The organism is Cryobacterium zhongshanensis, assembly GCF_022760445.1.
In the GTDB taxonomy this organism is placed as follows: Bacteria; Actinomycetota; Actinomycetes; order Actinomycetales; family Microbacteriaceae; genus Cryobacterium; species Cryobacterium algoricola.
Genome location: NZ_JALGAR010000003.1, coordinates 503,892 through 529,393, shown reverse-complemented (window position 1 = coordinate 529,393; position 25,502 = coordinate 503,892). Strand labels below are relative to the sequence as shown.

16 protein-coding genes, 1 tRNA gene and 1 pseudogene are annotated in these 25,502 nt (G+C 62.1%); 8 read left to right on the top strand and 10 right to left on the bottom strand.

Going from position 1 to position 25,502, the window contains the following annotated elements; all coding sequences use genetic code 11:
- Positions 1-149: 149 nt before the first annotated feature.
- The 4 genes from MQH31_RS14100 (at position 150) to MQH31_RS14085 (ending at position 3,540) form a co-directional block, all read left to right on the top strand.
- A complete protein-coding gene (locus MQH31_RS14100) occupies positions 150-1,724 on the top strand; it encodes a hypothetical protein (protein WP_243012561.1) in 1,575 nt (524 codons plus the stop codon).
- A gap of 113 nt (positions 1,725-1,837) precedes the next feature.
- Positions 1,838-1,914, top strand: a tRNA-Pro gene (locus MQH31_RS14095).
- Positions 1,915-2,091: 177 nt separating this feature from the next.
- Positions 2,092-2,346: a helix-turn-helix transcriptional regulator gene (locus tag MQH31_RS14090; protein WP_243012560.1), complete on the top strand. Its 255-nt coding sequence runs from the start codon at positions 2,092-2,094 to the stop codon at positions 2,344-2,346.
- 6 nt (positions 2,347-2,352) lie between these two features.
- Positions 2,353-3,540 (top strand): tyrosine-type recombinase/integrase, encoded by a 1,188-nt coding sequence (locus tag MQH31_RS14085; RefSeq protein WP_243012559.1) that lies wholly within the window; start codon positions 2,353-2,355, stop codon positions 3,538-3,540.
- A gap of 844 nt (positions 3,541-4,384) precedes the next feature.
- Here MQH31_RS14085 and MQH31_RS14080 read toward each other — a convergent pair.
- Positions 4,385-5,731, bottom strand: a complete 1,347-nt coding sequence (locus MQH31_RS14080; RefSeq protein ID WP_243012558.1) for a hypothetical protein — start codon at positions 5,729-5,731, stop codon at positions 4,385-4,387.
- Positions 5,732-6,422: 691 nt separating this feature from the next.
- Here MQH31_RS14080 and MQH31_RS14075 point away from each other — a divergent pair.
- Positions 6,423-9,149: an ATP-dependent DNA helicase gene (locus tag MQH31_RS14075; RefSeq protein WP_243012557.1), complete on the top strand. Its 2,727-nt coding sequence runs from the start codon at positions 6,423-6,425 to the stop codon at positions 9,147-9,149.
- A gap of 311 nt (positions 9,150-9,460) precedes the next feature.
- Here MQH31_RS14075 and MQH31_RS14070 read toward each other — a convergent pair whose 3' ends face one another.
- Entirely contained in the window at positions 9,461-10,510 is a 1,050-nt protein-coding gene (locus tag MQH31_RS14070) for an FRG domain-containing protein (RefSeq protein ID WP_243012556.1), read from the bottom strand.
- Positions 10,511-11,091: 581 nt separating this feature from the next.
- Here MQH31_RS14070 and mobF point away from each other — a divergent pair.
- The gene (mobF, locus tag MQH31_RS14065) at positions 11,092-14,577 is read left to right on the top strand and encodes a MobF family relaxase (protein WP_243012598.1); all 3,486 of its coding nucleotides are present in this window, start codon (positions 11,092-11,094) and stop codon (positions 14,575-14,577) included.
- 288 nt (positions 14,578-14,865) lie between these two features.
- Positions 14,866-15,510 (top strand): hypothetical protein, encoded by a 645-nt coding sequence (locus tag MQH31_RS14060; RefSeq protein ID WP_243012555.1) that lies wholly within the window; start codon positions 14,866-14,868, stop codon positions 15,508-15,510.
- 715 nt (positions 15,511-16,225) lie between these two features.
- Here MQH31_RS14060 and MQH31_RS14055 read toward each other — a convergent pair.
- From MQH31_RS14055 to MQH31_RS14020, 8 genes and pseudogenes are all read right to left on the bottom strand, one after another.
- Entirely contained in the window at positions 16,226-16,459 is a 234-nt protein-coding gene (locus MQH31_RS14055) for a hypothetical protein (protein ID WP_243012554.1), read from the bottom strand.
- A 153-nt stretch (positions 16,460-16,612) separates the two neighbouring features.
- Positions 16,613-17,122 (bottom strand): hypothetical protein, encoded by a 510-nt coding sequence (locus MQH31_RS14050; protein ID WP_243012553.1) that lies wholly within the window; start codon positions 17,120-17,122, stop codon positions 16,613-16,615.
- A gap of 414 nt (positions 17,123-17,536) precedes the next feature.
- Positions 17,537-17,953: a TIR domain-containing protein gene (locus MQH31_RS14045; RefSeq protein ID WP_243012552.1), complete on the bottom strand. Its 417-nt coding sequence runs from the start codon at positions 17,951-17,953 to the stop codon at positions 17,537-17,539.
- On the bottom strand, positions 17,953-18,255 hold the full coding sequence (locus MQH31_RS14040) for a hypothetical protein (protein WP_243012551.1): 303 nt from the start codon (positions 18,253-18,255) through the stop codon (positions 17,953-17,955). The genes MQH31_RS14045 and MQH31_RS14040 overlap by 1 nt, the downstream gene beginning before the upstream one ends.
- Positions 18,255-19,238 carry a caspase family protein gene (locus MQH31_RS14035; protein ID WP_243012550.1) on the bottom strand — a complete coding sequence of 328 codons (984 nt, stop codon included), beginning with the start codon at positions 19,236-19,238 and terminating at the stop codon, positions 18,255-18,257. Before MQH31_RS14035 ends, MQH31_RS14040 begins: the two co-directional genes overlap by 1 nt.
- Before the next feature lie 6 nt (positions 19,239-19,244).
- Positions 19,245-19,616, bottom strand: coding sequence for a TIR domain-containing protein (locus MQH31_RS14030; protein WP_243012549.1), 372 nt, complete (start codon positions 19,614-19,616; stop codon positions 19,245-19,247).
- Between the two features lie 467 nt (positions 19,617-20,083).
- A pseudogene (locus MQH31_RS14025) lies at positions 20,084-20,596 on the bottom strand (dihydrofolate reductase family protein); the annotation flags it as partial.
- A gap of 445 nt (positions 20,597-21,041) precedes the next feature.
- Positions 21,042-23,732: a hypothetical protein gene (locus tag MQH31_RS14020; protein ID WP_243012548.1), complete on the bottom strand. Its 2,691-nt coding sequence runs from the start codon at positions 23,730-23,732 to the stop codon at positions 21,042-21,044.
- Between the two features lie 1,104 nt (positions 23,733-24,836).
- Between MQH31_RS14020 and MQH31_RS14015 the strand changes: the two genes are divergently transcribed.
- Complete coding sequence (locus tag MQH31_RS14015; protein ID WP_243012597.1) at positions 24,837-25,445, top strand: LysE family translocator; 609 nt, start codon at positions 24,837-24,839, stop codon at positions 25,443-25,445.
- The last annotated feature ends 57 nt before the right edge of the window (positions 25,446-25,502 follow it).

Here is a 25,502-nt window from a genome sequence, read left to right as displayed (position 1 = left end):
CGGCAGCGGATTCACCTCGCCCCGAAGCGGGGACTGTCGCCACCCGGCCAGCTGCTCTACATTCGGGCTAATGCACCAGTAGTGCCACAGGTGCCGGATCCCCGCCCGAATCGGGGATTCTGCATTCAAGCCTTACCCGAGGATTCACCATGCACACGAAGTTGTCTGCTTCGCCGACCCGAAAACGTGCCGCCGGTCGAACGGTGTCGTCCGCCGCCCGGTCGTCGCTCCGACGCGCCCCGGAGCTGGCCCGCGGCCGTGCCGCCATCGTCGCCGTCGCGCTCGGCTGGACGGCCTGGCTCGCCGTTGTGATACTCCGCCAGACGGACATCGACGGCGCCGCCTGGTCGGTCCTCGACCGTGCGCTGTCCCTCGGCGGCTCGACCCTGTGCGCGATCGCGCTCCTCTGCTACCTCGCCGCCCGCCAGGGGGCCCTGATCCGCCTGAACGAGCACGTGAGGGTGCCCCACCGGGAACTGGAGCGCCACTTCGCCGCCCGCCAAGACGCGCTGACCGTGGTCGTCGCCGCGGGCGACAGTGCCGGCGCCCGGTCCGGGTCGAATGCCCTGCGGGCGTCGCTCTGGTCCGCCGCCCTGCAGGAATACCCGACCCTCCGGGTCGTGCTGCTGCTCGACGAGCGCTCGGCGCCGAGCGCCCAGGCCGAGGCCCTCACGATCGTGCGTCAGCTCACCGACGCCCTCGCCGAACCCCGCGCCCGGTTCGAGGACGCCCTGTTCGTGCTCGAGCTCGAACTCGCCGCCGACCACGACCTGACCGACGGCCTCGCGGTCTCCGAAGACCTCATCGACGCCCTCGCCGCCGACTACCGCTGGGCCGTCGCCTGGCTGGCCCGGCAGCGCCTGGCCGAGGCCGTCGCCGGCCGGTCGAGCGCCGTCTTCAGCACGCACACCCTCGGCGGCCCCGCCGCGGGCTTCGCGCGCATCGCGGCAGACCTCGACCGTGCCATCGCCGACCGGATCCCGCAGCGCCCCGAGCGGATGCTGCGCCTCCAGCGCCGCCTCGCTTGGACCTTCTCCGCCGACCTGGAGATCTTCGATGGCAGCCTCGCCGGCTACGTGGACCTGATCGGTGCCGCCGGGCCCGGCGACGCCGCCGAGACGGACTACCTGCTCACCCTCGGGCCGGACGCCCAGCTCCTCAGCGACTACTGCCTGCGCTCGATCTACTTCCTGGACGAACCGGAGCACGGCGGCGTCGCCGTGCTCCAGACCCCGTCGTTCCCGCAGGGCGGACCGCGCACCGGGGGAGCCTCCCCGGGGCTCCGTGGCCTGCTGCACCGCAGCGCGTCCCGGTATGGGGCCTCCTTCTGGGTCGGGTCCACCGCGCTCATCCGCACGAGCGCCCTCGGCGACTTCCGGGTCGGCGAACCCGGGGGAGTGGCGGCCGTGCCGCCCGAAGCGGATGCGCCCCGCGGCCCGGAGGCGCCGGCCCTCGCCGAATCCGGGCCGGCCTCGCCTCCCGGTCCCGGCACGATCTCCGCGGTCGACCTGGGCGTGCGCGGCTGGACCCTCGCCAACTTCCCGGAGCGCCTCAGCTTCAGCCCAGCGCTGCCCGGCTTCGGTTCGGTCATCGTGCAGCACCGCCGCCCGCTCCTCGGCGACGCCGTGCTGCTGCCCCGGATCTGGCGGCAGCTGCGCCGCGAGTTCGGGGCCGGGCGGTCTGCTGGCGAGAGCGGTCGTGCGCCCCGACGGACGCCGCGTTGAGGGACGGGCGGCGCCGGGCATCCGTTGTGCACACAAGAGGTCGCCGGAGGCGGTAAGCTTTCTAAGTTGTCTCCTGCAGAATGCGCTTCTCGAAGCGTGTTGGCGGAGGGTGACGGGCTGTAGCGCAGCTTGGTAGCGCACCTGACTGGGGGTCAGGGGGTCGCAGGTTCAAATCCTGTCAGCCCGACCAAATGTCCCGGAAACTCATGGGTTTCCGGGACTTTTTGGTTAAGAGATTTGATTGTGTCATCACTACGTCATCACTTTCAGCCCATTTCCGCCGCTGTGCTGGCCCTGCCGTGCGGGGCGGGGAGGTCGGTTTCGGTTCCTCCCGATCGTCCGGGATCCTCGTGCGCACCTTCGGGGTATGAGCATTCACAACGAGAACCTAACCTCCCCTCCCACCGACACCTGGGGCCTGGAGCCCCTGATGGACGTTGCCGAGCTGGCGGCCTACCTGGGCATCCCGATCTCGACCGTCTACGACTGGCGTGTGCACGGCAAAGGCCCGGCCGCGTACCGGTTCGGCAAACACCTCAAGTTCGCCATCTCCGATGTGCGGGCCTGGATCGCCCAGCAGCGAGAAACCGCCAGCGAGCCCAGGCGTCCCGATCGGCGGTGAGCTGAGATGCCCCGGCAACGGTTGAGCATCGGCACCTTCGGCGGCATCAGCACCCGCAAGTCGCCGACCGGCCGGTACCTGGCGCGAACCCGCTACCGTGACTGGGACGGCCACGCGCGTCTCGTGCAGGCCAGCGGTGCGACCGCTAAGGCTGCCGAACGTGCGCTGAAGAGCAAGCTCGCCAACCGGGATCTGTTCCAACCGGCGGACACGACTCTCAGCCCGGACAGCCTGTTCCGCGACCTGGTCATCTACTGGTTGGAGGACATCGATCTGGAGGGCCGGATCTCAAGGACCACCCGGAACCTCTACGAGCGCAACATGCGTACCCTGGTCTCCCCGGCGTTCGACAACCTCGCCCTGCGGGAGATCGGCGTCGCCCGCTGCGACAAGTTCATCAAGCAGCTCGCGAAGCTTTCCTACAATCGCGCCAAGCAGGCCCGGGTGGTTCTGCGGCTCGCCCTGGAACTGGCGGTGCGGCACGAGGTCCTGCCGCGTAACCCGATGGACCACGTCGCCCGCCTCCACCGCGAGCCGCACATCCCCGCCGCGCTTATGGCGCCGGAGGTCAACGTGATCCGTGCGGCGATCGCGCAGTGGGAGAGCGCCGCCAACCATACATCTGGCCCCAAGCCCGACGGCCAACTCGGCGCGATCATCGAGGTGATGCTCGGCACATCAGCCCGCATCGGCGAGGTGCTGGCCATACGCCGCCGGGACGTCGACATCACCAGCCCCGTGCCGTCGATCCGCCTGGCCGGTACCATCGTCAGTCGCAAGGGCGAGCAGACTTTCCGGCAGGACCACCCCAAAACCGCGAAGTCCACCCGTGTTGTCGCCATTCCCACCTTCACCTCCGACGCGGTCCGACGGCGGCTCGCCAGAGTCGGGAGCATGGGCCTGGATGACCTCCTGTTCCAGTCCCGGGACGGCACCCCGCTGACCACCGCGAACGTGCGCAGGCAACTCCGACAGGTACTCGAGGGTGCCGGCATCAACGGGGTGACCCCACACATGTTCCGCCGCACGGTGGCGACCGCGGTCCACGACAACGCCAGTATCGAACTCGCCGCAGAACTCCTCGGCCACTCCGACACGAGGGTCACGGTGATGCACTACATTCAACGCAGCGAACTGGTGAACCCGGCGACCGCCGCGCTCCTCGACCGGGCGTTTGCGAAGGACACGGACTGACCGCGGTGCCGCGACGGTGGCGGCACCATCTCATCGGGGATTATTCCGCACCCCCGGATGAGCTCGATACCTGCCGGATGGACGGCTTCCGCCACACACCGGCCGCTCCTCCTCATATCTGTAATCACGCAGTGGAACGGCAGTAAATTCTCCCTTGACGCAGGGGGAGTTACTCTGACTGATATGCAAGGCAACGCGATTGCGGAGCGAGCAGGAGCGTGTCGCTAGCTGTAGCATTGCAGCAATCGTGGGTTGAAGCCCGTCATGGGAGCCCCAGCTACGTTTGATCTCAGCAATTGGAAAGTGTTCGCCGGGCTTCTGGCCCTCTATGTAATTCTCCTCGCACTGCAACAATTTGGAAATCCAATCCGATTGGTGCGAGAGGCAGGAAAGCATATGAATGAAGCAATTCAGTTCTGGTCGGCCTCCGTGCTGGCACTGGCATCAACCGGAGCATGGACTTGAGCGCACGAGACAGCAATCGGCGCTGGCCAGATGACACCTCCCGAACATGGTCTTTTGCAGGGGGAATGGCCAGCGCTGGTTCATCCTGGAGTGCGCTGGTTCATCCTGGAGTGATAGACATCTTGTGTTCCAATTGGCCATTGACGATCTTGCGCCGAAAAGCTTTGGTACGCCTCGGGCGCCTGATCTTGGGTGTGCCTTATGTGATGCAAGGTCTGTTGTCGCGAGAGCAATCGACTTCTAGCCACATCAGAGAATCCGCGGTGGCTGTTGTCGCCGCGAGTGGAGCGAGAACACGGGGTAGTTAGAGCAATTCGATGAGGCGCTGGAATCGTGCTAGTCCACACCACTGACTGCCAAAGCAAAGACCGATCGAATACTAGGTCCTGGGGTTTCCGAGCGAGGCCAGAAACCGCACGGCTGGGCGGTTGCGATGAGCGTCGTCCAAATGTCTTGCCGTCCACCAGTGCACGATCGCCTGCGCAGCGGCCCCCAGCCCACCGACTGCAATCGTTGAGGCAGCGCTTTGGCCGACACTGGCCGCAGCGACGGCCACCGTTACAGTTGCTGGAAACCACTCGCGTTTGACATATTCGCCGAAGGACGACCTTACCGTGGACTCTTGGAGGTGCGCCGTCACCGTCGCCATCTGCTCGGTGAATCGTCTATGGCTCAGCTTGTCCGCGGGATCCCGTACGAGCCATTCGTCATAGTCATCCAGCGCCACGCGGAGAGCGCTGCGGAACTGTTCGTACGTCGGGTCCTCTCGTATTGCAACCAGGTCGCCAACATCGAGCTCACTTCCCGCGAGATTTGGGATATCGCCGATTGCAGTGCGCCGCACATGCCGGGTGTCGATCGGATCATCCTCATGGTCTGGGCTGACCAAGGTTGACGTATCCACCAGTCGTCTGAACAGGCGAAGCTCTAGGTCGCCCGTTGTCGCGATGTCTGCGTCGGGCCGCACGGAACAGATGGCCAGCTGCCAGCTCAGATGAATGAGTGCTTGGGCGACGCCGCTGAGCCGACGATCCGTTCGGCGCACGAGTTCAGACACGTACGTTCGCGAATCAGGGAAGGCCGTGGATGGTGGCAAATTGTTAGATTCCCCGAGTCGGCGCAGCAGGTCGCCAGCTATCCAGAGGTAGTCACGCACGAACGCACCGCCGGCCTCCGCCGCGCCCGCACTGACCTCGCGCAGGTCGGTGAAGTCACGAAAATCTGGGCGCATGCCAAGCGCCTCTAGTGTGCCCCGCCGGGTGCTGTCAGCGATGGCTGGGCGTTCAGTTGTGAATTTGATGTAGCCACGCTCGATGAGCGGCTCTAACCGCCCCAGTCGTTCGGTGATGGCCCTCATCTTGTCGACTCCTGCAGGTGTGCCGTGCCTCGCGAAAGCCAGAGCAATCTCGTGCACCGGGTCGGAGAGCATGATGCCATCGTGAATGAGAAGCATTCGAAGGGCGCGATCACTGACCCGGTGGTTGTTGCCGACTCCGAACGGACTGCTCGCGTGAAAGTTGTGGTGACTGATCAACGGCCAGATTGACTGCCCTTTTCCCTCGTCCCATGCTGATGGGCTCTCAGACTGAGTCCGCGCCTCTCCCCAGGATTCGAGCAGTCTCGCGAGTTCCTGCTCGCCAAGCCGGTCGAAGCCCAACTTGGGCAGTGTCGAAAGCGCTGAGGGACGAGCGCCGAGAGCTGCGCCGTACACGGCGAGAAGGTCCATGGCCCTAACCTAATGCGCGCAGAAGTATCGCGCCCTCCTTCAGCCCGTCCGCGATTTACTTGATCGTCGCCAGCCGGCGGCCCCACTGCGCCTCGAGAAGGTCGTCGGCGAGTGGTTTTCGTGAGCTGGCTGCCTAGCACCTGACGGTGGACTTCGCGGCCCACCCGCACCGGCTCAACCAGACCGACGTCCCGCAGGACCGCCAGGTGGTTGGCGATCATCTCTCGCGAGACCAGGCGGACCTCGGTGAGGGTTGTCGGCCATCACATCCGCTCCGGCCAGGAACCGAAGCGGCAGCTCGGCAGAATCCGACAAGTTGATGATGACTCAGATCGCGTCAGTGCAGGTGTCGGCGGTAACAAGCGTTGACCCACTGTTCGGCGGTAGTTAGAAGTATCAAATTCGTAGACACCCGTTAGGTCGTTTCGAGCTTTGAGCGCATCTAGTTCGCGGGAGACTGTCACTCCGACGGCAGGCCGTGCTTTGCCTAAGAGTACGAGGACAAAGTAGCAGGTCGGCGGCGGGTGACGCTTGAGGGCTAAACTCCTGATGAACCTGCGGAATACGGCGTATCGCCACGCTGTGGCGCGAAGTAATGCGGCGACCGAGGGTTGCGAGGGAACTATGAGGGCTCAGCGAGAGTGCTGCGCCGTCATGCCTTCGTCATTAACGGGGACGGGGAACGAAAGAGATGCCAAGCGTCGAGAGACAGATTCGCGGTGCGGATCAAGCAATAACTAGGAGCATCGCCGCGCTGAAAGACGACCGCGGCCTTCTCTCTCTGAACGTACTATCGCAGCTGCGCAACCTCGTCGAGGGTGCCGCAGTGCGTCTGCATACGGGTGAGAACGACTCTGAGTACACCTATGATGCGATCCAAGATGGGTTGGCATTCGTCGGTTCGGCCAAGAAGCGCATCCAGTTCATTCATCGGTTCCACAAGCTGCTGCAAGAGAGCGTGTCGCACTACACGATGGATGGTGACACGCCCGAACGACTGATGCTGAAGTACTACGAGTACCTCATTCGCCTTCGGGAGTTGCTCCAGGACGACTGTGGGATGGCGATCCTCACAAACCTGGAAGACTTCCCGGTCGACCTCGACCCATCGCTTCGCGAATACCACGAGAAAATTGCCCAGCGAATCGCGGCCGTGCGGGCCAACCCTACGCCGGGTGGGAAGCGCGACCGCTACTACATCCACCGTACTCGTCCCTTCTTCGCGAAAGGGCGGATCCTCTACGAAGTGGTGTTCCGCCCGGCAACGGATCGCGTCAATAAGTTCGACCGCATTATCGCATTCACAGACGTTGACATGACCGACAAGTACGCGGCGTATCTGACTGTGGTACCGGAAGCGATCGATGTACTCGGGCAAACAATGCCCATATCTGTGATTCTCGACTGGCACGTCTCTATTCGTCCCTGCGAGTTCAACAACTTTGCACGGCTTTTCGGGATGCACACGACGGTTCAATCGGGTAGCTCTGAGTACCGCGCTCTTATGGAGCACCTGACGCGCACTGAGTCGAGTCTCCTCGACGCAGTCGCGCTGTCGGACAAACGCTTCGAGAAACTCCGCGCTGACGCAACCGCACGAGTGCAGAAGGCACAGATCTTCCCAGTGCTCGAGCAAGTCCGAGTATTGGTCGCGAAGGAGTCCGCCGGGCACAACGTAATTCGATACTTAATGTTGCGAATGAACAATGTGATCTTGAAGCAGCAATATAGCTCGGAGTCCTGGAGCGGGCTGTCGAATCTGAACCTGCAGTTCGGGTGTAAGCCCTTCGACTCAATGCCGTTCTGTTCGTCGCCGATGGGCCACAATGCGCGCCTTGCGGATCTCGTGGAGAGTCTCGACTCGACTGCGCACAAACATGAGCTACTTGCCCGACGTGTGAAGAACAACGTCGAGCAGCATGGACTGCTTTATACCCCGGTCGAAGAGCTTGAAAACTTCGGTGACTTGCCGCCCCTGATAGCGCACTACAACAGCGCGCTGTATTACAAGCACCGTCCTCGGCGGGATCTCGTGGAGGACAAGGGGCACTTGTTTCTTCAAGGTTATGAGGACGACACGGTCGAGATAATCAAGGAGCTCCAGCAGCACTCGAAGACGGGTATCGGCGGATACTCGGAGGCCGTTGAGCGATGGCTCCAGGAGACGACGGCGGTAGTTGTCGACGACCCATTGAAGGTTGATGCTCTTAAGCTGTTGTTCAAAGAGTCGCAAGTCGCGCTGATTTACGGGGCCGCCGGAACGGGCAAGTCGACCATCATCAACCAAATCGCGAACTACTTCAACGACAAGCGAAAGCTGTTCTTGGCACAAACCAACCCGGCCGTGAACAACCTCGAACGACGTGTCACTGCCCAAAACTCCGAATTTCGCACTATTGCGCGTGAGACATGGCGGCCCTCTCAGACCGAATATGACATCTTGATCATCGACGAGTGCAGTACCGTCAGTAACGAAGATCTCCTGAAATTGCTTACCCGGACGAAATTCAAGCTCCTCGTACTAGTCGGTGATGTCTACCAGATTGAGTCCATCAAGTTCGGCAATTGGTTTAGGCTGGCACCGGCTTTTCTCCCGTCGGCCTCAATCTTCGAACTTACGAATCCTTACCGGACCAAGAACAAGAACCTCCTGAAGTTTTGGGGCGCGGTCCGCGCGCTTGATCCGGATATCGAGGAGCTGCTCGCTCACTATGGTTACTCGACTGTGCTTGACGAGACTCTGTTCGAGCCGCAGCGAGAAGACGAGATCATCTTGTGCCTGAATTACGACGGCTTGTACGGGATCAACAACATCAATCGGTTTCTCCAGAGCCGCAACCAGCAGCCGGAAGTTACCTGGGGAGTGTCCACCTATAAGGTGGGGGACCCTGTCCTCTTCTACGACACTGAACGCTTCCGCGGTGTCATCTACAACAACCTCAAGGGAAAGCTCGTCGCAATCGAACATCATGCCGGACGGATCCAATTCGACGTCGATATCGATCGGATCGTGACTGAATTCGACGTGTTTGGTACGGAGCTTGAGTGGATCAGCGGCTCCGTCGTGAGGTTCTCCGTATACGAGCGCGGCAACAGCGATGAGGACGACGAGGGGAACAATAGCAGCGTTCCCTTCCAGGTCGCCTACGCGGTCTCGATCCACAAAGCTCAGGGGCTCGAATACGAATCCGTCAAAGTCGTCATTACTAATGCCAATGAGGACGAGATTCCTCATAGCATCTTCTATACGGCGGTCACCCGGGCCCGTCGGCAGCTAAAGATCTTCTGGACTCCCGAAACGCAAAAGGCAGTGCTCAGCCAGCTCGCGCGACCCGAAAATGGAAGGGACCTCGGAGTGCTGGAAAGTCGGCGTGGCCTCAAACCTAAAGCGTCGGTCCAACGGAAGCGGGTGGCATGAACGGGACGTGTCGCATCGACCTCGATCAGGTTCGTGAAACTGCCGTCGAAGTACCGGGTGTAGTGCTCGACATGGATGACAAGCATCCACGACGGCAAGAACGAATTCCCATACGACCGTGCAGTGGGCGCCTAATGTCCTTCAATCCAAACCATTGGAGCAGCGCCTCTGCCCCCGACGGGCGCCCCTCGTTTGCGACGCCAACACACGGCTCGGCGTGTAACCGCTGCCTCCTCGAGGAATCAAATTCCCGTCACTGCAGACCTAGAGGGACGCAAGGGGGTCAACCGTCAATGGGCGCTCTTAATTAGTCACACTGTGGCACGAAACCTCTCGAGAGCGCGCTTCGCTTCATCACTCGCCACTCGAGTGAGAAGGCGGCGAACATCGTCGACTGGCGGGTAGATGGAGTCCTTAGTTACCCCCGCCGCTTCTAACAGCACCCGCAATGGTTCCTTCCACTCTTTCGGTATGGAGATCGACCACCCGTAAGCATCCCATCTCGATTCCTCTCTAACTCCGGGAAACTGCCGAGGAAAACTGATTGCGAGCGTGCAAACCCGTCTGAATTCCTTCGCAGTAAGAACGTCTTGTCGACCTGGGCCGGTTGTATTGCCTACTCCACGAAATTGCTGATAATCACCCCCAGTCGAAAAGAGTCCGCCGGCCAGGAACGTCCCTTGTTGGGCCCACATTCGAGCATCAAGCGGCGCCACCGGAAAATGCCACACTCGGTCCTGCCATCCGGAAGCGGCTATCCTCTCATTGGAACCCGTCCACGGAAGTCCGTTGTCAAGATCCTTGCCCATATCGTCCGCAGTGAGAGACTGACTTTTCCTAGTCGTGAAGAGAAACAAGCGTCCATCAGTCCATTGATTTCTTTCGATCGCGAAGTAAAGGGCGGCCAAGGGTGAGTAAGACACGTCCATCAGTCGTGTCGGCGACAAATGGTGTTGGAGTAGTGAGAGCGTCTCTAGTCCGGTCATAGCTGCGCCGATACCGTTTGCCCGAGCTTCTCTCAGCACTTCGCTTTCGACTTGCGACAAAACCTGCTCCGCGAGTTTCTTCTGCACTTGGTTTTTGCTCCCGCGCAGAGTCGCTATAGAGTCGATTTCATTCTGGGCGAGGCGGTACAAACTCGAGTTCACGCCGTACGCTCCATTGCTTTGCCCCCTGTACAGGGCTAAGCCGTCGTGAAATCGAAATGGCGAAAGAGTGCTTTCATCGTTCAAGAATTCCCAGAGGCGTTCCGCCGAGGATAAAGGCGCCTGCACTTTGTCGTTGATCTCGCGCTCGATCAGAAACCTGTGCACGTCGAAGGGTCGACGAGGGCTGATCGTGTCATCGGTTGGTGCGGCCATGAACTGTCCTTCGTGCGGTGTCTGAGTAATTTCCCATGGCCACTCTGCTTTGTCGTCTCACAGTGTTCTTTCGCTAGACATGCGAAGTGAACGTGACGAGAAGTCAAGTACGGGCTCTCGACCGCACTTGAAGCGGATGCCGATTCAGCCGTGCGCAATTCTCTTCAGTCAGCCGTTGGGAATGCGTATAGGTTGGGCCTTGTCAAGCGACCACCTCGATAAATGGGCCGGCGGCTACATTCGCTTCAAGCTCGTTCCCTCGCCATCACGCGCTGATGATTCCCAGACTAGCGAGCGCAGGAGAGGCATATGGCGTCTGACGACGGACGTTGGACACCCAATTCGAGGGGAAGGTGAAGATCGAGTGCCGTTGGCGCGTCGACCCCCAGGTTCGAGGTCGACACCAACGATCACGAACGATCAGAGCCCGCATCGCCGTCATTAGGGCCAACGGCCCTCGCAGGGAAACGGCGCGTCCCGAGCGAGCACCGCGAAACCCGAATTCGGATTGCCACGCCTCTTGCAGATCGAGGCGGCGCACCTCCTCTGCGATAGGGGAGGTGCGCCGGGTGACTGTATCGATGCGGGTGATGAGTGCCGGCGATGGCTACAAGTACATGCTGCGCACCGTCGCCGCCGGCGACGGGCAGCGATCGCTCTCCACGCCGCTGACTCGTTACTACAGTGCGAAGGGCACGCCACCGGGTCGATGGATGGGGAGCGGCCTCCCGAGCCTCGGCTCCGGTCGCATCATCGAGGGCGCCGAAGTCACGGAGACCCAGCTACAGCGATTGATCGGGTTGGGGCGCGACCCGGTGGACGGCGAACCTCTGGGTCGCGCCTATCCCGCGTATCGAAGCCCAGCAGATCTGGCGCTTACCGGCATCGACCAGGAGCGGGTGGCCCGGCGTCGTGCCGTCGCCGGGTACGACTTCACCTTCTCGATTCCGAAGTCGGCGAGCATCTTCTGGGGCGTTGCAGACGGGGAAACTCAGGCCCGGGTCGTGCAGGCGCATCATGCGGCGGTGTCCGAGGTGGTTGCATTCATGGAGCGCGAGGTTGCGGCGACTCGAATTGGGGCCACGGCAGGTGACGGAGCCGTTGCGCAAGTCGATGTGACCGGCCTGATTGCGACGGCATTCGACCATTTCGACAGCAGGGCCGGCGACCCGCACCTGCACACGCACGTGGTCATCAGCAACAAGGTGCAGACCGTGCTCGATGGCAAGTGGCGCTCCCTCGACGGCCGACCGATGCACGCGGCCGTCGTTGCACTGTCCGAGCTGCACGAGTCCTTGTTTGCAGACGCCTTGACGCGGTCTCTGGGCGTGCGGTGGGAGATGCGGGCGCGGGGGAGGGACCGCAACCCGGCCCTGTCGATCTGTTCCGTTCCGGAGGAGCTCGTTGCGGGGTTCTCGACCCGGTCGCGGCACATCGATGGCGCGACCGACGTGCTGATCGACGCATATCTGAGCAGGCACGGTCGCCGTCCGAGTCCGGTGACGATCACGAAGCTCCGTGCCCAGGCGACGCTCTCCACGCGGCCCGCCAAGGAGGTGCGCTCACTTGCCGAACTCACCGCGGCGTGGCGTGAGCGTGCGGAGCAAATCCTGGGAAACACCGCACCGAAGTGGCCGATCGCGACGGCCGACAACTCCCCTGCGCCAGTGTTGCGCGCCGAGGATGTGCCACGGGAGACGATCGAAACGCTCGAGTTGAGTGTGATGTCGGCGGTGAGCGAGAAGCGTGCGACGTGGCGGCATTGGAATCTCGCCGCAGAGGCCGCCCGCCAGATGATGCAGCGCCGTTTCGCATCCGCGGCGGATCGCGAAGCCGTCATCGATCTCGTCGTGGCTGCTGCCGAGCGTGCCTCGTTGCGGATCACGCCACCTGAGCTCGCGCCGAGCCCTGCTGCGTTTCAGCGGGCCGATGGCACGTCGGTCTTCCGTCCGAAGCACACCACCCTTTTCACCTCGACGCAGCTACTCGACGCGGAGTCACGGCTGCTGGAGCGTGCCGCTGACACGACCGGTCCGCGAGTTGCAGTGACTACGCTCCCTGCGACCTCGCGCACGCGGGTGCACGGTGGCGCAATGCTGTCCGACGACCAGCTCGCGGCACTCAATGCGATCGTCGGCTCCGGGCGTGCAGTTGATGTGTTGGTGGGTCCGGCCGGTGCGGGTAAGACGACCGCGATGGACGCGCTCCGGCGTGCGTGGGAGGCGGGGCATGGTGCGGGCTCGGTGGTGGGGCTCGCTCCGTCGGCCGCCGCCGCCCAGGTGCTGGCGGAGGACCTCGGCATCAGGACCGAGAACCTGGCGAAGTGGTGGCACAACCACCTCGACCACGGCGCGACGTTTCACGCCGGCCAGCTCGTGATCGTCGACGAGGCCTCCTTGGCGGGCACCCTGTCCCTGGATCGGATCACGTCGCTCGCCACGAGCGCCGGCGCCAAGGTTCTGCTGGTCGGCGACCACGCGCAGCTCCAGTCTGTGGAAGCTGGTGGCGCATTCTCCATGCTGGTCCACAGCCGGGCGGATGCCCCCGAGCTCGTCGACGTGCACCGCTTCACACACGAGTGGGAGAAAACGGCCTCCCTCGGACTGCGCCAGGGCGACCCCGACTCGATTGACCAGTACATCGCACACGCCAGAGTGAGCGGCGGTTCCACCGAGTCGATGACGGATGCGGCCTACACGGCCTGGCGCGAGGATACCCGAACAGGCCGTGCGACCGTCCTGATTGGCGACTCAAACGAGGCGGTCGCCTCGCTGAACGCGCGTGCCCGCACCGAACTCATCTTGGAGGGTCTCATCGACGCCGTCCGAGAAGTCTCCCTCCACGACGGAAACCGTGCCGCTGTCGGTGACACGGTGATAACCCGCCGAAACGACCGGCAGTTGCGCACCTCCCGAGCCTGGGTTCGTAACGGAGACCGATGGACCGTGACCGCCGTGCGCCAAAACGGTTCGGTCGACGTCCGCTCCCACGGCCACCGACGGGCGAGCACAGTGCGGCTGCCCATGGACTACGTCAGGGATCACCTCGAACTAGGCTATGCGGTCACCTCGCACCGCGCGCAAGGCATCACGACCGATACCGCTCACGTCGTCGTAACCACGGGCATGTCACGCGAGAACCTCTACGTGGCAATGACGCGAGGTCGGCAGACGAACAGCGCCTACGTCGTCGTCGACCGACCCGATGCTGCCCACGCGGGGCCGCGCCCTGGCGATGACGGGGACGCGACGACACGGAGTGTCCTCTACGGCGTGCTGCAGCACGTAGGCGCCGAACTGTCGGCGCACGACACTGTAGTGACGCAGCAGGATGCGTGGGGTTCCGTCGCGCAACTCGCGGCAGAGTACGAGACCATCGCGGCGGCGGCGCAGTACGACAGGTGGGCGGCATTGGTGCGCGGCAGTGGACTCTCGCCAAGTCAGGCCGACACCGCCGTCGAGTCGCCAGCGTTTGGGGCGCTCACAGCGGAACTCCGGCGAGCCGAAGCTCACCATCTCGACGTCAGGCAGCTGGTCAGTCGCGGGGTCGCAGCACGCGGGTTCGAAGACGCACAAGACGTGGCGGCCGTTCTATGCTCCCGGATAGCAATCGGGGTCGGTCGTGACGCCCGGGTCAGGCGCTCGCGCACGTCCCCACAACTAATTGTGGGGTTCATTCCGAAAGCGATCGGTCTCCTGACCGCGGAGATGCGCCAGGCCCTTGAGGAACGCAGCGCCCTTATCGAAGAGCGAGCGAGGGCAGTCCTCGACGAAGCACTGCTCGCGAAAGCTACGTGGATCCGGGAACTCGGAGTGGTCCCCCATCGAAAGCACCCCCCTGGTTGGAGGCAGCACGCTTGCACGGTTGCCGCATACAGGGACCGCTACGGGATCGTCGGCGCGAGCGCGCTCGGCCCGGTCCCGCAGACGGTGGCCCAGCGACGCGATGCTGCTCGCGCTCGTGCCGCGCTCGGGGCTGCGAAGCGACTCGCGGACGGAACAGATTCATTCGCCGCATCGCGCCCGGGTATCACGACAGGTCCTCCGCATGTTCACATCCAGATCTAGGTCGGTAACCCCCTGAGGGCTCTTGTGACAGCGGCCTGGGCACGGATCCCCAGTCAACGGACGGCGATCACAAACGCATACCCTGCATCAATATTTTGTGCTGCGTCCATTGTTTGACAAATGCGACGGATGAGATGGACGCGTTGTGGAGCCTGTCCGAAACGAATGCCGCATTAGGGCGAGCAGTCCGGCGGAATCTCAAGGTGGCCGGTCCGAACGACCGTCCACCGGCCTCTGCCGCACCCTGTGATTCCCGAATCAATTTATCGCCCATGTAACCTCCTAACCATGACGAACGCCATCCGCGCTACGGCGGACCAGATACGTGATAGCAATTCGAGGGTAGACAATAACCTCCCTACTGCGGCTGATGTCAACTGTTTAGAGCCGCGACGGCGTGACCTCCTGCGGATCCCGTGGTGGGTCGTCAAGTCCGCCCGTATGATCCCGCCCTTGATGATCGCGCAGGCCCTGTTCCTGGTTGTTGCTGCGGTTGTCTTTGCTCTCGTGCGCTGGGGTGACTTTCCATTCGGGTGGAGTATCGCACTCGGATCCGTCGCCGCCCTATGCCTCATATTCACACTCCCAGTGGTCTTCTTTGGCCTAGTGGCGGGTCGGTGGGCCTTACGCGCCCGCGATCCAAAACAGCGCATTTACATGGACGCTCAAAGGCGCGCCGTAATCGTTCTATTTGATGATCAAGGCAAGAACCGCTGGGAAGCGGAGAACCATGTGGTTCAGAAGATCGGCTGCAGGTATGGAGAGGAGCTGCGCAATGACATGGCCGCAGCTGTACGGAGCGCGGCAGAAGCTGCAGGCGTACAGATCTTTGGTAAGGCAGCGAACCGCACGGTTCAGGTCATCTACCTAGAACAATTCAAATCGTGGGGCCTCAGAAAGGATGGCGATACAACGAACGTCATCTGGCCCTGAGCTAGCAGCGCGAAGAGGTGACTCCTGGCGCGGACCAGCGTCACGAACGAACGGACCCGAGCGATGTTATCTGGGTCACGGCGCCTCGCGGCCCATTCCGCCCCCAGCATCGGCTGAACTTGCCCAGCCTCGTGCCCGGCGTGTAGCCGACTGCGGCCAACTTCGCATCGATGGCGGCGATGTAGGGCGCCATCGCCCCAGCCTTTCTGCGTGTTCCCGACATAAGTTCGTTCCTCGTCTGGAAGCACGATGCTCCTCGGGAACGGCTTCCAACAACGCCGGAATCATGCCGACAATTCCTCGTCGTCCGAGCGGAAAATCCTTTTGCTACCAGCGATATTGGCGAGAATCCGCAGCGACATCGGCATAATTACGGAGTCGGCATAAGTCGACGATGATGAGTCAGTAGCGGCGCAACCGGATGATCTCCTCGGCCAGCCGGCCCCGAAGGTGGGCGTATTGGAGGCGGGCGACCCACTCGCCGGTGCTGCCGGACAGGACGCGTCGCCAATCCGGCCGATCGCGGCGGGATCGACCGAGTAGTCACAACCTGACCGGGTCTCCTGGACTGTATCCGACGACGTCGGGCAGGAGGCTGCCTGCGAAAGGGACTGGCGTCACCAGATTGCGCTGTCGTGCGGCCGTGCGCCCCTGGGCGAGCGCATTATTGCGCCCCGGCTGTCCGTCCTCTTCGGGCTGGCCGTCGCCATGTGCTTTAGCGGTCGGCGAGGATCTCGTTTGCCCGCCGACGCACGCGCTCGGCATCTACTTGGAACCGTGGGTCGTCACTGTCAGTCGCCACGTCCAGCACCACTCCGTCTGCACTGGCCCGTTTGAGCTCACGCATCTCTTCTGCCAGGCCTTGAGCCATCGATTCGTGCATCGGTTCCACAGCATTCTTCACGAAGTCATCAAGCGCATCATCCAAGTTGCTCGAGATATTGATCATGAGCCTGACCCTAGCGGCGCAGTGGGGGCACGCACGCTCCCCACTAAGGGGTGGCGCGGCGGGCTGGAATCGAGTGGATCACAACGTCATCAAAGATCTCTCCCACGACAGGTGGGAATGTGGCAATGGGGGAATACCCAAGAGTTGGGGCAACTATGACAGCGTGCGGCGCCAGAAAGTGCGATCGCCGGTCAACGGGTCACCCCAACTTACGTGGAGTGTTGTGCTTGCCGGGCTCGCGAGTGTCTTGCTGTAGTCAAAGCAGATTGACTCTCCCGGCCCAACATCCTGCAGATCGTCGTCAAAGAGGGTGATGTCATTTCCCACACCAAGCTCGTCAACCGACACGACATGCATGACGTCCTTTGAGACGTTGCGAAGATCGTACTTGGTGCCGATGTTGCTGAGCGACCAGGGTTCAGTCGTGAGCTTCGAAAGTTCGATCGCATTCCGCTTTTCGAGCGCTTCCGCCGACCTCGCAGCGGCGGAAGCCGAGTCAACTGATGCGCGAAGGGCAACTGTCTCGTGCTCTCGTGCCGCATCCCTGGCCCCAAGTGCGTCGTCCCGGGCGCGGCGCGCATCGAGCGCCTGCCATGCGGTGATACATGCCCCGACCGCGGTGACGAGAAGGAGGCCAAGGTTGATGATGTTGCTCTGGTCCATTGGACCAAGGTATCGAGTGCCGCGCGCAATCAATGCAGCATCGCCGTAAGCCCGGGCCGAAGTGGGCGATCTCGCGAAGTGCAATGGGAGCGAGACCCGCCCGCGTGAGGTTTCTCTCGTGAGAACAGAAAGATAGCGCAGCAGTCGCGCTGTACTCCCAACTCAGGCCAACCAGCGCGCGCCGCTCGTCATCCCAGGCACCAAAGCTAATCGTGTCGCCATGAGATGCGATAGGTCTTCGCCTCCACGCCAGCCAAATACTGCGGGGAAACCAAACAGGCTGTTCCGCAATGAGGAATAGGCCTAGTCGGACCGGCCACGCAGGTCAAATATGACGGTCCGCCATCTCGACGAAAACCCTATAAAGGTCGAGCAATTCCGGAGGTGCCGTCGACACACCATGCTCCTCCGGCGTCAGCGAGCGTTTCTTCCCTCTCCCATCATCTGCGTTATCGCTGCTCCAATATTCGGCCACTTCCATGCGATCACTCGATTTCGAGGAAGGCCGCTCGGAAGGGTGCTTAGGGACGTCGCGGTGTCCACATAAACGCCGAACGTGGGGAGGTTGAGCGCCTTAGCCATGGCAATTTCTTTCGCCACTCCTGTTGCACTTCCCATCGATCGCCCAACGAGAACGACCAACATATGAGTTCGCGAGAGCTTTTCGCGGATTCGACGCTCCCACTCTTGCTGCGGCAAAGGCGTCTTGCTTGACCAGTCCTCGATGGTGAATGACGTTGGCGAGTCTTTCCCGGCTTGTCCGGCAAAGAGGATCTTTGACTGCTCATTGTGGTCAAAGTCAAAGCTCAGGAAGGCGCGGGGCTCAGACATTAGTGCTCCAATTCTTTCGGTGGGCCAGTCAGTGCGTCAAGGACGGTGGGCAGGTAGCGGCGCACCTGTTCTTGATCGCTTTTCTGCTCCTCGATGGACAAATCCGCGTAGCCAGTGGCGATCTGCTGCTCCCATCGAGCAACTAGTTCGGCGGGGATCAGCAAGGAACCGTCGCTCTGCCGTTCGCCCTGGCCGTGCACGTACCTTTGCCAGTGCGCCCAGCGCTCGTGTTCGACGGTCGCCAGCCGCTCCATGATCTCGTCACTCTTGAGCTTGATACGGATCTCATCGTCAGTTGGCATCAGATTAGGTTCTGCTTCACGAGTTTCCAGTAGTGCTGGCCAAGTACGGTCAGCTCACACGCTGTCGATTTCATTGCCGCATGCCACATGTGAGGGGCATCAACAGGGCGGACCAGATTCACTTTGACGAGATTTTGAAGGACGGCGAAGTCTGCAGCACGAGCTGGATCTGGTTCGGGCACCGACTCGTCTTCATTGCCAGAGCGTTCGGGTTCGTAGCTCGGATTGAGCGCCAGCTCTGTCGTTGGGTCCTCGAAAAGGGTGGTGAGCTTTTGGAGATCCGCCAGTTCGATTGGCGAGGCGGTCTCCCTTAGTGACACGAATTTTTTGACGTTTGTCTTGAATACTGGCCGTTGAGCCCAGTTCCCCAGCGACTGATCAATATGCGCATACACGCTGCCTGGGGTGATCGCGCCGACGAGGTTCGCGGCAGCCCCACTGAGCGCGTCGACCAACAAGCTAGTGAAGACACCTGACCCGCCGCCAGTTTCCATCGCGTACTGATCCGCGGTTGACGCAGTCAGAATGGTTACACCATCGGAGATCTCCGCAATCTGCTTTGCGGCCGGGTGGGTTCCCGCAATACCGCCGTGGCAGCTATCGAGAATGATGACCTTGTTTTTTGCCTTGGACTGGTTGGCCATCGACATGACTTCGGAGAGCGCAAGGCCGTCATGCCCGGATTTGCAGTCGCTTGCGCAAAGAAATCCACCCGTGTCATCAATGTAGCCATGCCCGGCGAAGTAGAAGAGAGCAATGTCAGCGTCGTCGTTGAATAACTCTTCTACGGCGTCACGCAGCTGTGTGCGAGTAACTTTCGCTGTCGGGCCTGTGCCAGTCATCAGACGTGGCGTGGCGAAGTTGAGTGTCCCGTCGGCATTTCGCTCCAGGACACTCCTCACGCTATGAGCATCATTCACTGCCCCACTGAGCGGGGATATGTCGTCATAGTGATCAATGCCGACAATTAGGGCTTTACGCATTTTCGGCTACAGCGAATCGATGAAGCCAGCGATATTCGCGTCGCTCCAAGCCACTGTGCTGATCCCAGCTAGTAACGTGCGGTCGTCCTTGTAGGCCCAGATGCCGCGGATCGACTTGCCCTCGTCCTTCGCGCACTTGATCTCCCAGGCCTGACCGTCCGAAGTTAGCGAGTTCTTGCTGACTAGAACGATCACTCCATGTGAGCGGCGGATTCGAGTGCGGACCTTGTCCTTCCAGCCTGAGTCATACGGTTCTTTCACGGACATATCGACGAATTCGTAGGGAGCTCGGGGATGCAGTGATTGTCCTTTCAGGAAATCACGCTGCCGTTCATCCTCAATCGCAAACGCAATGAAAACAACCTTTGACTCAGCCACGATGCGGCCTCCCATCCCCGAGCCGCAGCCATCGTTGGCGCGGGTGAACTCTGTTCGAGACTAGCGGTTACCGCTGACATCCCGTGGAGCTGAATCGTCGCACCACCGCTTGATCATTCCTCGTATGAGAGGCGTGGGACACAACAGCAATTCCGCAGTCGGACGAGTGTGGGTCGTTCTGGACGCACTTCGATGCCATCGAGCGGAGCGCATGCATTCGTCTGGTGCTGCAGCGCGTGGTGTCGATATCCCCTTTTGGTCGGAAGAGGACTGGCCATCTTTTGCGCCGCGCAGCGGACCTGAAGCGTTGCCTTGTTGGTGCTGACACGCTTCGGTCGCATATCTCGTCGACGAAGGACCGATACGTGCACACCCAGCGCGAGACGGCACAACCCGACCCCGAGCCGCCGTTTCGCAGCTAGGGAGCGGCTAGCGTGACAGAACAAGTCACGTCCAGCCGGAATTCGAGTGGGTCGGTATCGCACGGCGACTGCCCCCGGCCGGAAGTCATAGCGGTGCACGAGCTCGAGCTGGATGCGCTCACTTAGACCGGCAAGCAACGTCGGGCCGTGTCCGGCCAGGACCGGCTGCACAAGGAACTCGTCTTCGTTGATCAGTCCGAGATTGGCCAACGCTAGGGGGAGCGTCACTCCACCGATCCACAGGCCCTCGTCTGACTTCTGCTTGAGCCGCTGAACCATTTGCCCCAAGTTGCCTCGCACCAGCTCGGCATTCCATCCGACCCGGCTCAGTGTGCTCGACACGACGTACCAGTCCTTCATCCAGTCAGGCCACGTGCCCGTGGCCGGCTTCCGCCACGCTGACTCCATCATCTCGTAGGTCACCCGGCCGAACAGCAGGGCATCGGCTTGCTCCAACTGAGCGGTCCAGTAGCGCATCGACTCCTCGTCCGGGGGTCCTGTCTCGCGATGGCAGCAGCCGTCGAGCGTGACGTTGATGGAGCATCGAAGTGGTTTCATCTCGTTGCTCTCCTTTGACGCGCGCCGGGGTTCGTCGGACGATTCTCAACCGGTTGCCGGGGCCGTGTCTGATCGACGCCGGAAATCGCGCCCAGTGTATAGCGCCGTCCGTGAGGGGAACCAGACCGCGGACCGCGGACCGAGGGCACGACCGATCGCCGTCACCGGCGACGCTTGGTCACATGCGGCGGCACATGGGGGAGAGGTTGAGTGGGCTCGTGATAACGCTCAATGCGGGTTCCCAAGGTCATCATTTACTCATCTAATTCATCTCTATTTGACCCAAAACGATGTCCTACAATTGGAGGCAGTGAACCGCCTGGTTCCCTGTAAACATAAGGGAATCCGAGGGTTTTCGGAGACATTCGGTATCGACCAAATTAAGGCCTGAACCTTCAGCCGGTCGCAGGTCCAAATGCGGTGAACTCGCGACCGCAGAAAGACTTTAGACGAGTTTCGTGGTGGCCACGGCAGCTGGGGCATCCGTTGCCTTAGCTTTGCGGTCCTGCAGGACCGTTGCGGCCCTGGCGACGAATCTGTCGAAGCCGGCAGGGTCGCCGGTCGTGGAAAGCTCGGGGTCGTCCTTGGCGAACTCAGCAAAGGTATCTATCGCGATGGAGGTCTCCAACAGTTCTAGAACGAGATCGTTGTCGAACTTTTCGCCCTTCCAGCGCGTGAGATAGCATGCAAATCCGTATGCGAGTGCCGGCGCGCGCCTCACCGCAGTCGCGTCCTCGCCCGTATCCAGATCGTCGGAGAGTTCGCTCTGCAACTCCTTTTGGCGCTTGAGGAGAGAACCCATTTCGGTCACCGGTGGTCGAAGGTTGAGTAGCATCTCGACGAGCGCCTTTTGCTGGATGACGAGGCGGACCTGGGCGGCTCGATCCTTCACCCGCGCGTCACCTTTCCCGGTGGCGCGGACGTTTTCCGCGCTAAGCGACTCCTCCTCGATGCGGAGCTGAGCGAGCAGCGACTTGAGTCCGAGCAGGGCATCATTGCAGTGAATTCTTCGGTCGGCGGCGAGTTTCGCGGCCGCTTTGGCTTTGAGGACGGCGTCCTTCGCCGCCGTTGCATCGCCCGCACCGTGCATCGCATCCCTGCGCGATGCGCCCGCGTCGCGCGCGAGCTGCCACGCAGCTCTGGGAGCCCACCGAGAGTACGCCTGTTCTGCGGCGAGCCTCGCCCTCTCAGCATGCATGTGTGTGCGGTCAGCGGCGGCCCGGGCGTCTCTCGTCCTCGCGTCGATCTGATGAATATCTGCGTACTCCGCGCTTTCGGCGGCCTCTTGCGCTCTCAAGTGGTCTGCGCGCGCCATGTCCGCAGCGGTTCGTGCGAATGTCCACGCACCCCGCCTCCCGGGCGGCCAGCCGGTTGCCTCTTCGATCTTCAGGGGCGCCGCAATCGAGGGTTCGGGCTCGGGAGTGTCCGCTGGCGACCTAGCCAACAGAAGGGCTGCGAGATTGCGTGCTATCGCTGCGCGCGTTACTAGGAGCCCACGCTCAAGCTCGTCTGCTGGTTGACCCTCACGCTTCGACGACCGGGAGAGACTGAGCTCGGTATCCACCCACTTTCGATACCTAACTAGCGTGGAGATGTCGGAGGACTGGCGGTAGCGCGCATTCATCAGCGACGCCTGGGCTAGACGGTTGAACGGGTCGACCCCGTTTGCCGTGGTGAGCAAGTCGTCGGCCTCCGGCGAGTGCGGCTGGCGCATGTACCAGGCAACAGCAATGTGCTGAAGCGCGACGGAGACAGCGACCGTAGCTCCGTAGAGCCCCTTCTCGAAGTCAAGGGCATACCAGGGCCGGACGGACATGAGGATCTCGGCGGCCACAAACGTCGCTAGCACGTCGGCATCCGTGAGCGGCTTGGGTAAATCGTCGAGTGCGCGCAGCCCGGCACCCTCAGCGATCACCTGACGTGCAGAGAGGGTATGGCCGTTCCGAGCAATAATGACCGATGCCCTCCGGTTGCCCCTTACCTCGATCGCGGCGTTCCACGGGACGACGCCCACGAGGAGCAACAGCACCTTCTGCACGCCTGCCAGCAAAGGGTTTTCAGAGATCGCAGTGAGGCTGTTGCCGAGCGCAGTAACGTCGGCGGATGCTGGTAGCTCGATGGTGCCGCCGCGACGCCCGGCGAGTATTCGCACGCGCTCCATGACCTGCGCTCGATCGAGCGTCGAGTCTTGGGGTGCGGTGACGCTGATGAAGATGCGAAGCAGCGTAGCGAGCCAGGCCGCAACCGAGATGGACGCGAGTAGACCGAGGCCCCCGAGAGAGCCGAGAAGCAGGGCCACAGAGGCGCCTGAGAGGACGCCCGCTGCGACCATGACTCCAACCGCGGTGAGGAACACCGGCACAAACAGTAGGAGTATCCAACCGAGCCAGCCGAAGACGAAGCGGTCGCGCCGAGACGAGCGCAGATTGCGCCACCCGGGCAGCGGGACGAGCAGGCGTGCAAGCACAAAGAGCGCGAGAGCACTGGCGAGCGACCACGTGAGCACGGTGGCGACTGGGGATATGTAGCTCTTCGTGAACTCGTCCCACCATGTGCCGACGCGCGCGGGCGGGGTTTCCAGCGGGGTTCCGGCCTCGTCGCCGGGCTGAGCGGCGGTGGCGGAGGATGCCGAGGGAACGGCGATGATTCCGGGCAGAGACGCGGCGCTGAGCCCTGACGCAGTGAGATTGGCGGCAGTCTTCGCGGTCGCGCCGCATGCAAATGCGCGCTCGTCTTCGCTGAGTTTGGCGCCGTCCAGAATCGCGAGGGCACGGGCGGGGTCGCCGCGCTCCAGTTCGGCGGACGCGAGGGAGCACGCGAGCACCACCTCGCCCGTGCGCGCGGCCTCGGCGGCGGATGGACTCTTGGCGGCATCCGCCGCGCTGGTGCGCGTTTCAGCACACGTCGTCGTCAGGCGCCACGCCGTCTCGTCGGTGATGCCCGCGTCGTCGAGGGCGACGACGGCGGCTTGGGCATCGCCTTCGGTGAGGCTGATCTTGGCTGCCAGGCATGCCTTGGTAAGCACGTCCCCCGCGTGCTTGGCTGAGATAAACGAAACGCAGGCAACAGCGAAGAGTAGCGCCCCCACAACTAGGAGGGCGAGCCCGAGACCCGATCTTCTTGCGGTGCGTGCCATAGTCACCGTGGCCCTTCCTGCGTTGCAGATATTGGCCGCTCGGCGAGTATCACACAAGGGCACGCGGTGTTTCAGTCGCGTGCAGATGGCAACAAAGACTGTCGCACGTTGCTTGCGGGCACACTATCTCAATGGGACCACTCCGAGGTGGGGACCGACGCGCCGAAAAATGTTGGATGATCACGGCCGTCGCTCGGGAGCGCGCTGATGCTGGTGCGGCCTTCATTGCGCAGGGTCAGAAGAAGCAGCGACCCGACCCCGAGCCGTCGTTCAGTCGCGAAGACACGGCCGACATCCCAGGACAAGTCACGTCAAGCCGTGACTCGCGTGGGTCAGTATCGCACGACGACTGCCACAGACCGGAACTCATGGCGGTCCACGAGTTCGAGCCGGATGCGCTCGCGCAGACCGGCGAGCAGCGCCGGCCCGTGTCCGGCAAGGACCGGATGCACAAGGAACTCGTACTCGTATATCAACCCTAGGTCTGCCAACGCCAGAAAAAAATCTGCCTCGTGATGGCAGCCCCCGTCGAGCGTGACGTTGATCGAGTATCGGAGCGGTCTCATCTCGTTGCTCTCCTTTAATGCGCGCCCCGCGTTCGTCGGACCGTCCTCAGACGATTGCCGGGGCCGTTTGCCATCGACGTCCCAAATCGCGCCCAGTGCTCAGCGCCGTCGTGATGCGAGCCAGACTGCGGACCAAGCGCACTACCGATCGCCATCACCGGACATGCTTGATCACATACGGCGGCACGCGGGGGAGAGGTTGGGTTGGCGTGTGGTAGCCCTCAGGCGGTCCCCAAGGTCATCATTTACTCATCTAATTCATCCCTATTTGACCCAAAACGATGACCTACAATTAGAGGCAGCGAACCGCCCGGTTCTCTGTAAACACAAGGGAATCCGAGGGTTTTCGGAGACATTCGGCAACGACCAAAATAGGGCCAAAACCTGCAGGGGGTCGCAGGTTCAAATCCTGTCGGTCCGACCAAACATCTCGCCATGGAACTTGGCGCACCAGTAAACGCACCCGCCTCAATCTGCTAACGTCGCCCCACCGGTCGGATAGGGGCTCCCGATGCAAATAAGTGTGTTCTTGATCTTCATGGCCGCCTGCTTGCCCTTGGTTCTCGCGCCGGGCCCTTCCGTGGCTTACATCCTCACGACAACACTGACCTCGGGGCGAAGAGCCGGACTCAGCGGGGTCGCAGGCGTCGAACTCGGATACGTCGCCCACGTCATTGCGGCCGTTGCCGGAATCTCGGCCGTCATCGCGGCCAGCTCAACGGCCTTCACGGTGGTGAAAATGGTGGGCGCGGGCTACCTCATCTGGCTGGGGATTAAGGCCTGGCGGTCTCGAGATAACACCCGGCTCCGGGATCTCAGGGCGGCCGGTACGACGGTCAATCCGAGAGAGGCATTTCAGCGCGGCTTGCTCGTTGGGGTGCTCAATCCCAAGACGGCCGTGTTTTTCTTGTCCTTCCTGCCGCAGTTCGTTCAGGTCGGCGCGGGACCCGCCTGGCTGCAGATGAGCGCACTCGGTCTGGTCTTCATCGCTATGGCCTCCATTCCTGATCTCGCGTGGGCACTCACGGGCAGCGGTGTGCGGCGTCTCCTACCCAGCATTCGGATGAAGACCCTGGAGCGCATCTCAGGAACCGTGCTGTTCGGGCTGGCCGCCTATGCGCTCACTGCTCGCCGTGCGGTGGCGTGAACGCGATCAGATCCATGGGGATTCGCTCTACCCTGAGCGCTCGTACGTGGTCATCCC

Bases quoted from the DNA above. Each gene is read 5' to 3' on its own strand.
- MQH31_RS14085 (WP_243012559.1), top strand. From the start codon at position 2,353: ATGCCCCGGCAACGGTTGAGCATCGGCACCTTCGGCGGCATCAGCACC.
- MQH31_RS14040 (WP_243012551.1), bottom strand. From the start codon at position 18,255: ATGCCAACTGACGATGAGATCCGTATCAAGCTCAAGAGTGACGAGATC.
- MQH31_RS14050 (WP_243012553.1), bottom strand. From the start codon at position 17,122: ATGGACCAGAGCAACATCATCAACCTTGGCCTCCTTCTCGTCACCGCG.
- MQH31_RS14070 (WP_243012556.1), bottom strand. From the start codon at position 10,510: ATGGCCGCACCAACCGATGACACGATCAGCCCTCGTCGACCCTTCGAC.
- MQH31_RS14055 (WP_243012554.1), bottom strand. From the start codon at position 16,459: ATGATCAATATCTCGAGCAACTTGGATGATGCGCTTGATGACTTCGTG.
- MQH31_RS14080 (WP_243012558.1), bottom strand. From the start codon at position 5,731: ATGGACCTTCTCGCCGTGTACGGCGCAGCTCTCGGCGCTCGTCCCTCA.
- MQH31_RS14100 (WP_243012561.1), top strand. From the start codon at position 150: ATGCACACGAAGTTGTCTGCTTCGCCGACCCGAAAACGTGCCGCCGGT.
- MQH31_RS14060 (WP_243012555.1), top strand. From the start codon at position 14,866: ATGACGAACGCCATCCGCGCTACGGCGGACCAGATACGTGATAGCAAT.
- MQH31_RS14075 (WP_243012557.1), top strand. From the start codon at position 6,423: ATGCCAAGCGTCGAGAGACAGATTCGCGGTGCGGATCAAGCAATAACT.
- MQH31_RS14015 (WP_243012597.1), top strand. From the start codon at position 24,837: ATGGCCGCCTGCTTGCCCTTGGTTCTCGCGCCGGGCCCTTCCGTGGCT.
- MQH31_RS14020 (WP_243012548.1), bottom strand. From the start codon at position 23,732: ATGGCACGCACCGCAAGAAGATCGGGTCTCGGGCTCGCCCTCCTAGTT.
- MQH31_RS14045 (WP_243012552.1), bottom strand. From the start codon at position 17,953: ATGTCTGAGCCCCGCGCCTTCCTGAGCTTTGACTTTGACCACAATGAG.
- MQH31_RS14090 (WP_243012560.1), top strand. From the start codon at position 2,092: ATGAGCATTCACAACGAGAACCTAACCTCCCCTCCCACCGACACCTGG.
- MQH31_RS14035 (WP_243012550.1), bottom strand. From the start codon at position 19,238: ATGCGTAAAGCCCTAATTGTCGGCATTGATCACTATGACGACATATCC.
- mobF (WP_243012598.1), top strand. From the start codon at position 11,092: ATGCGGGTGATGAGTGCCGGCGATGGCTACAAGTACATGCTGCGCACC.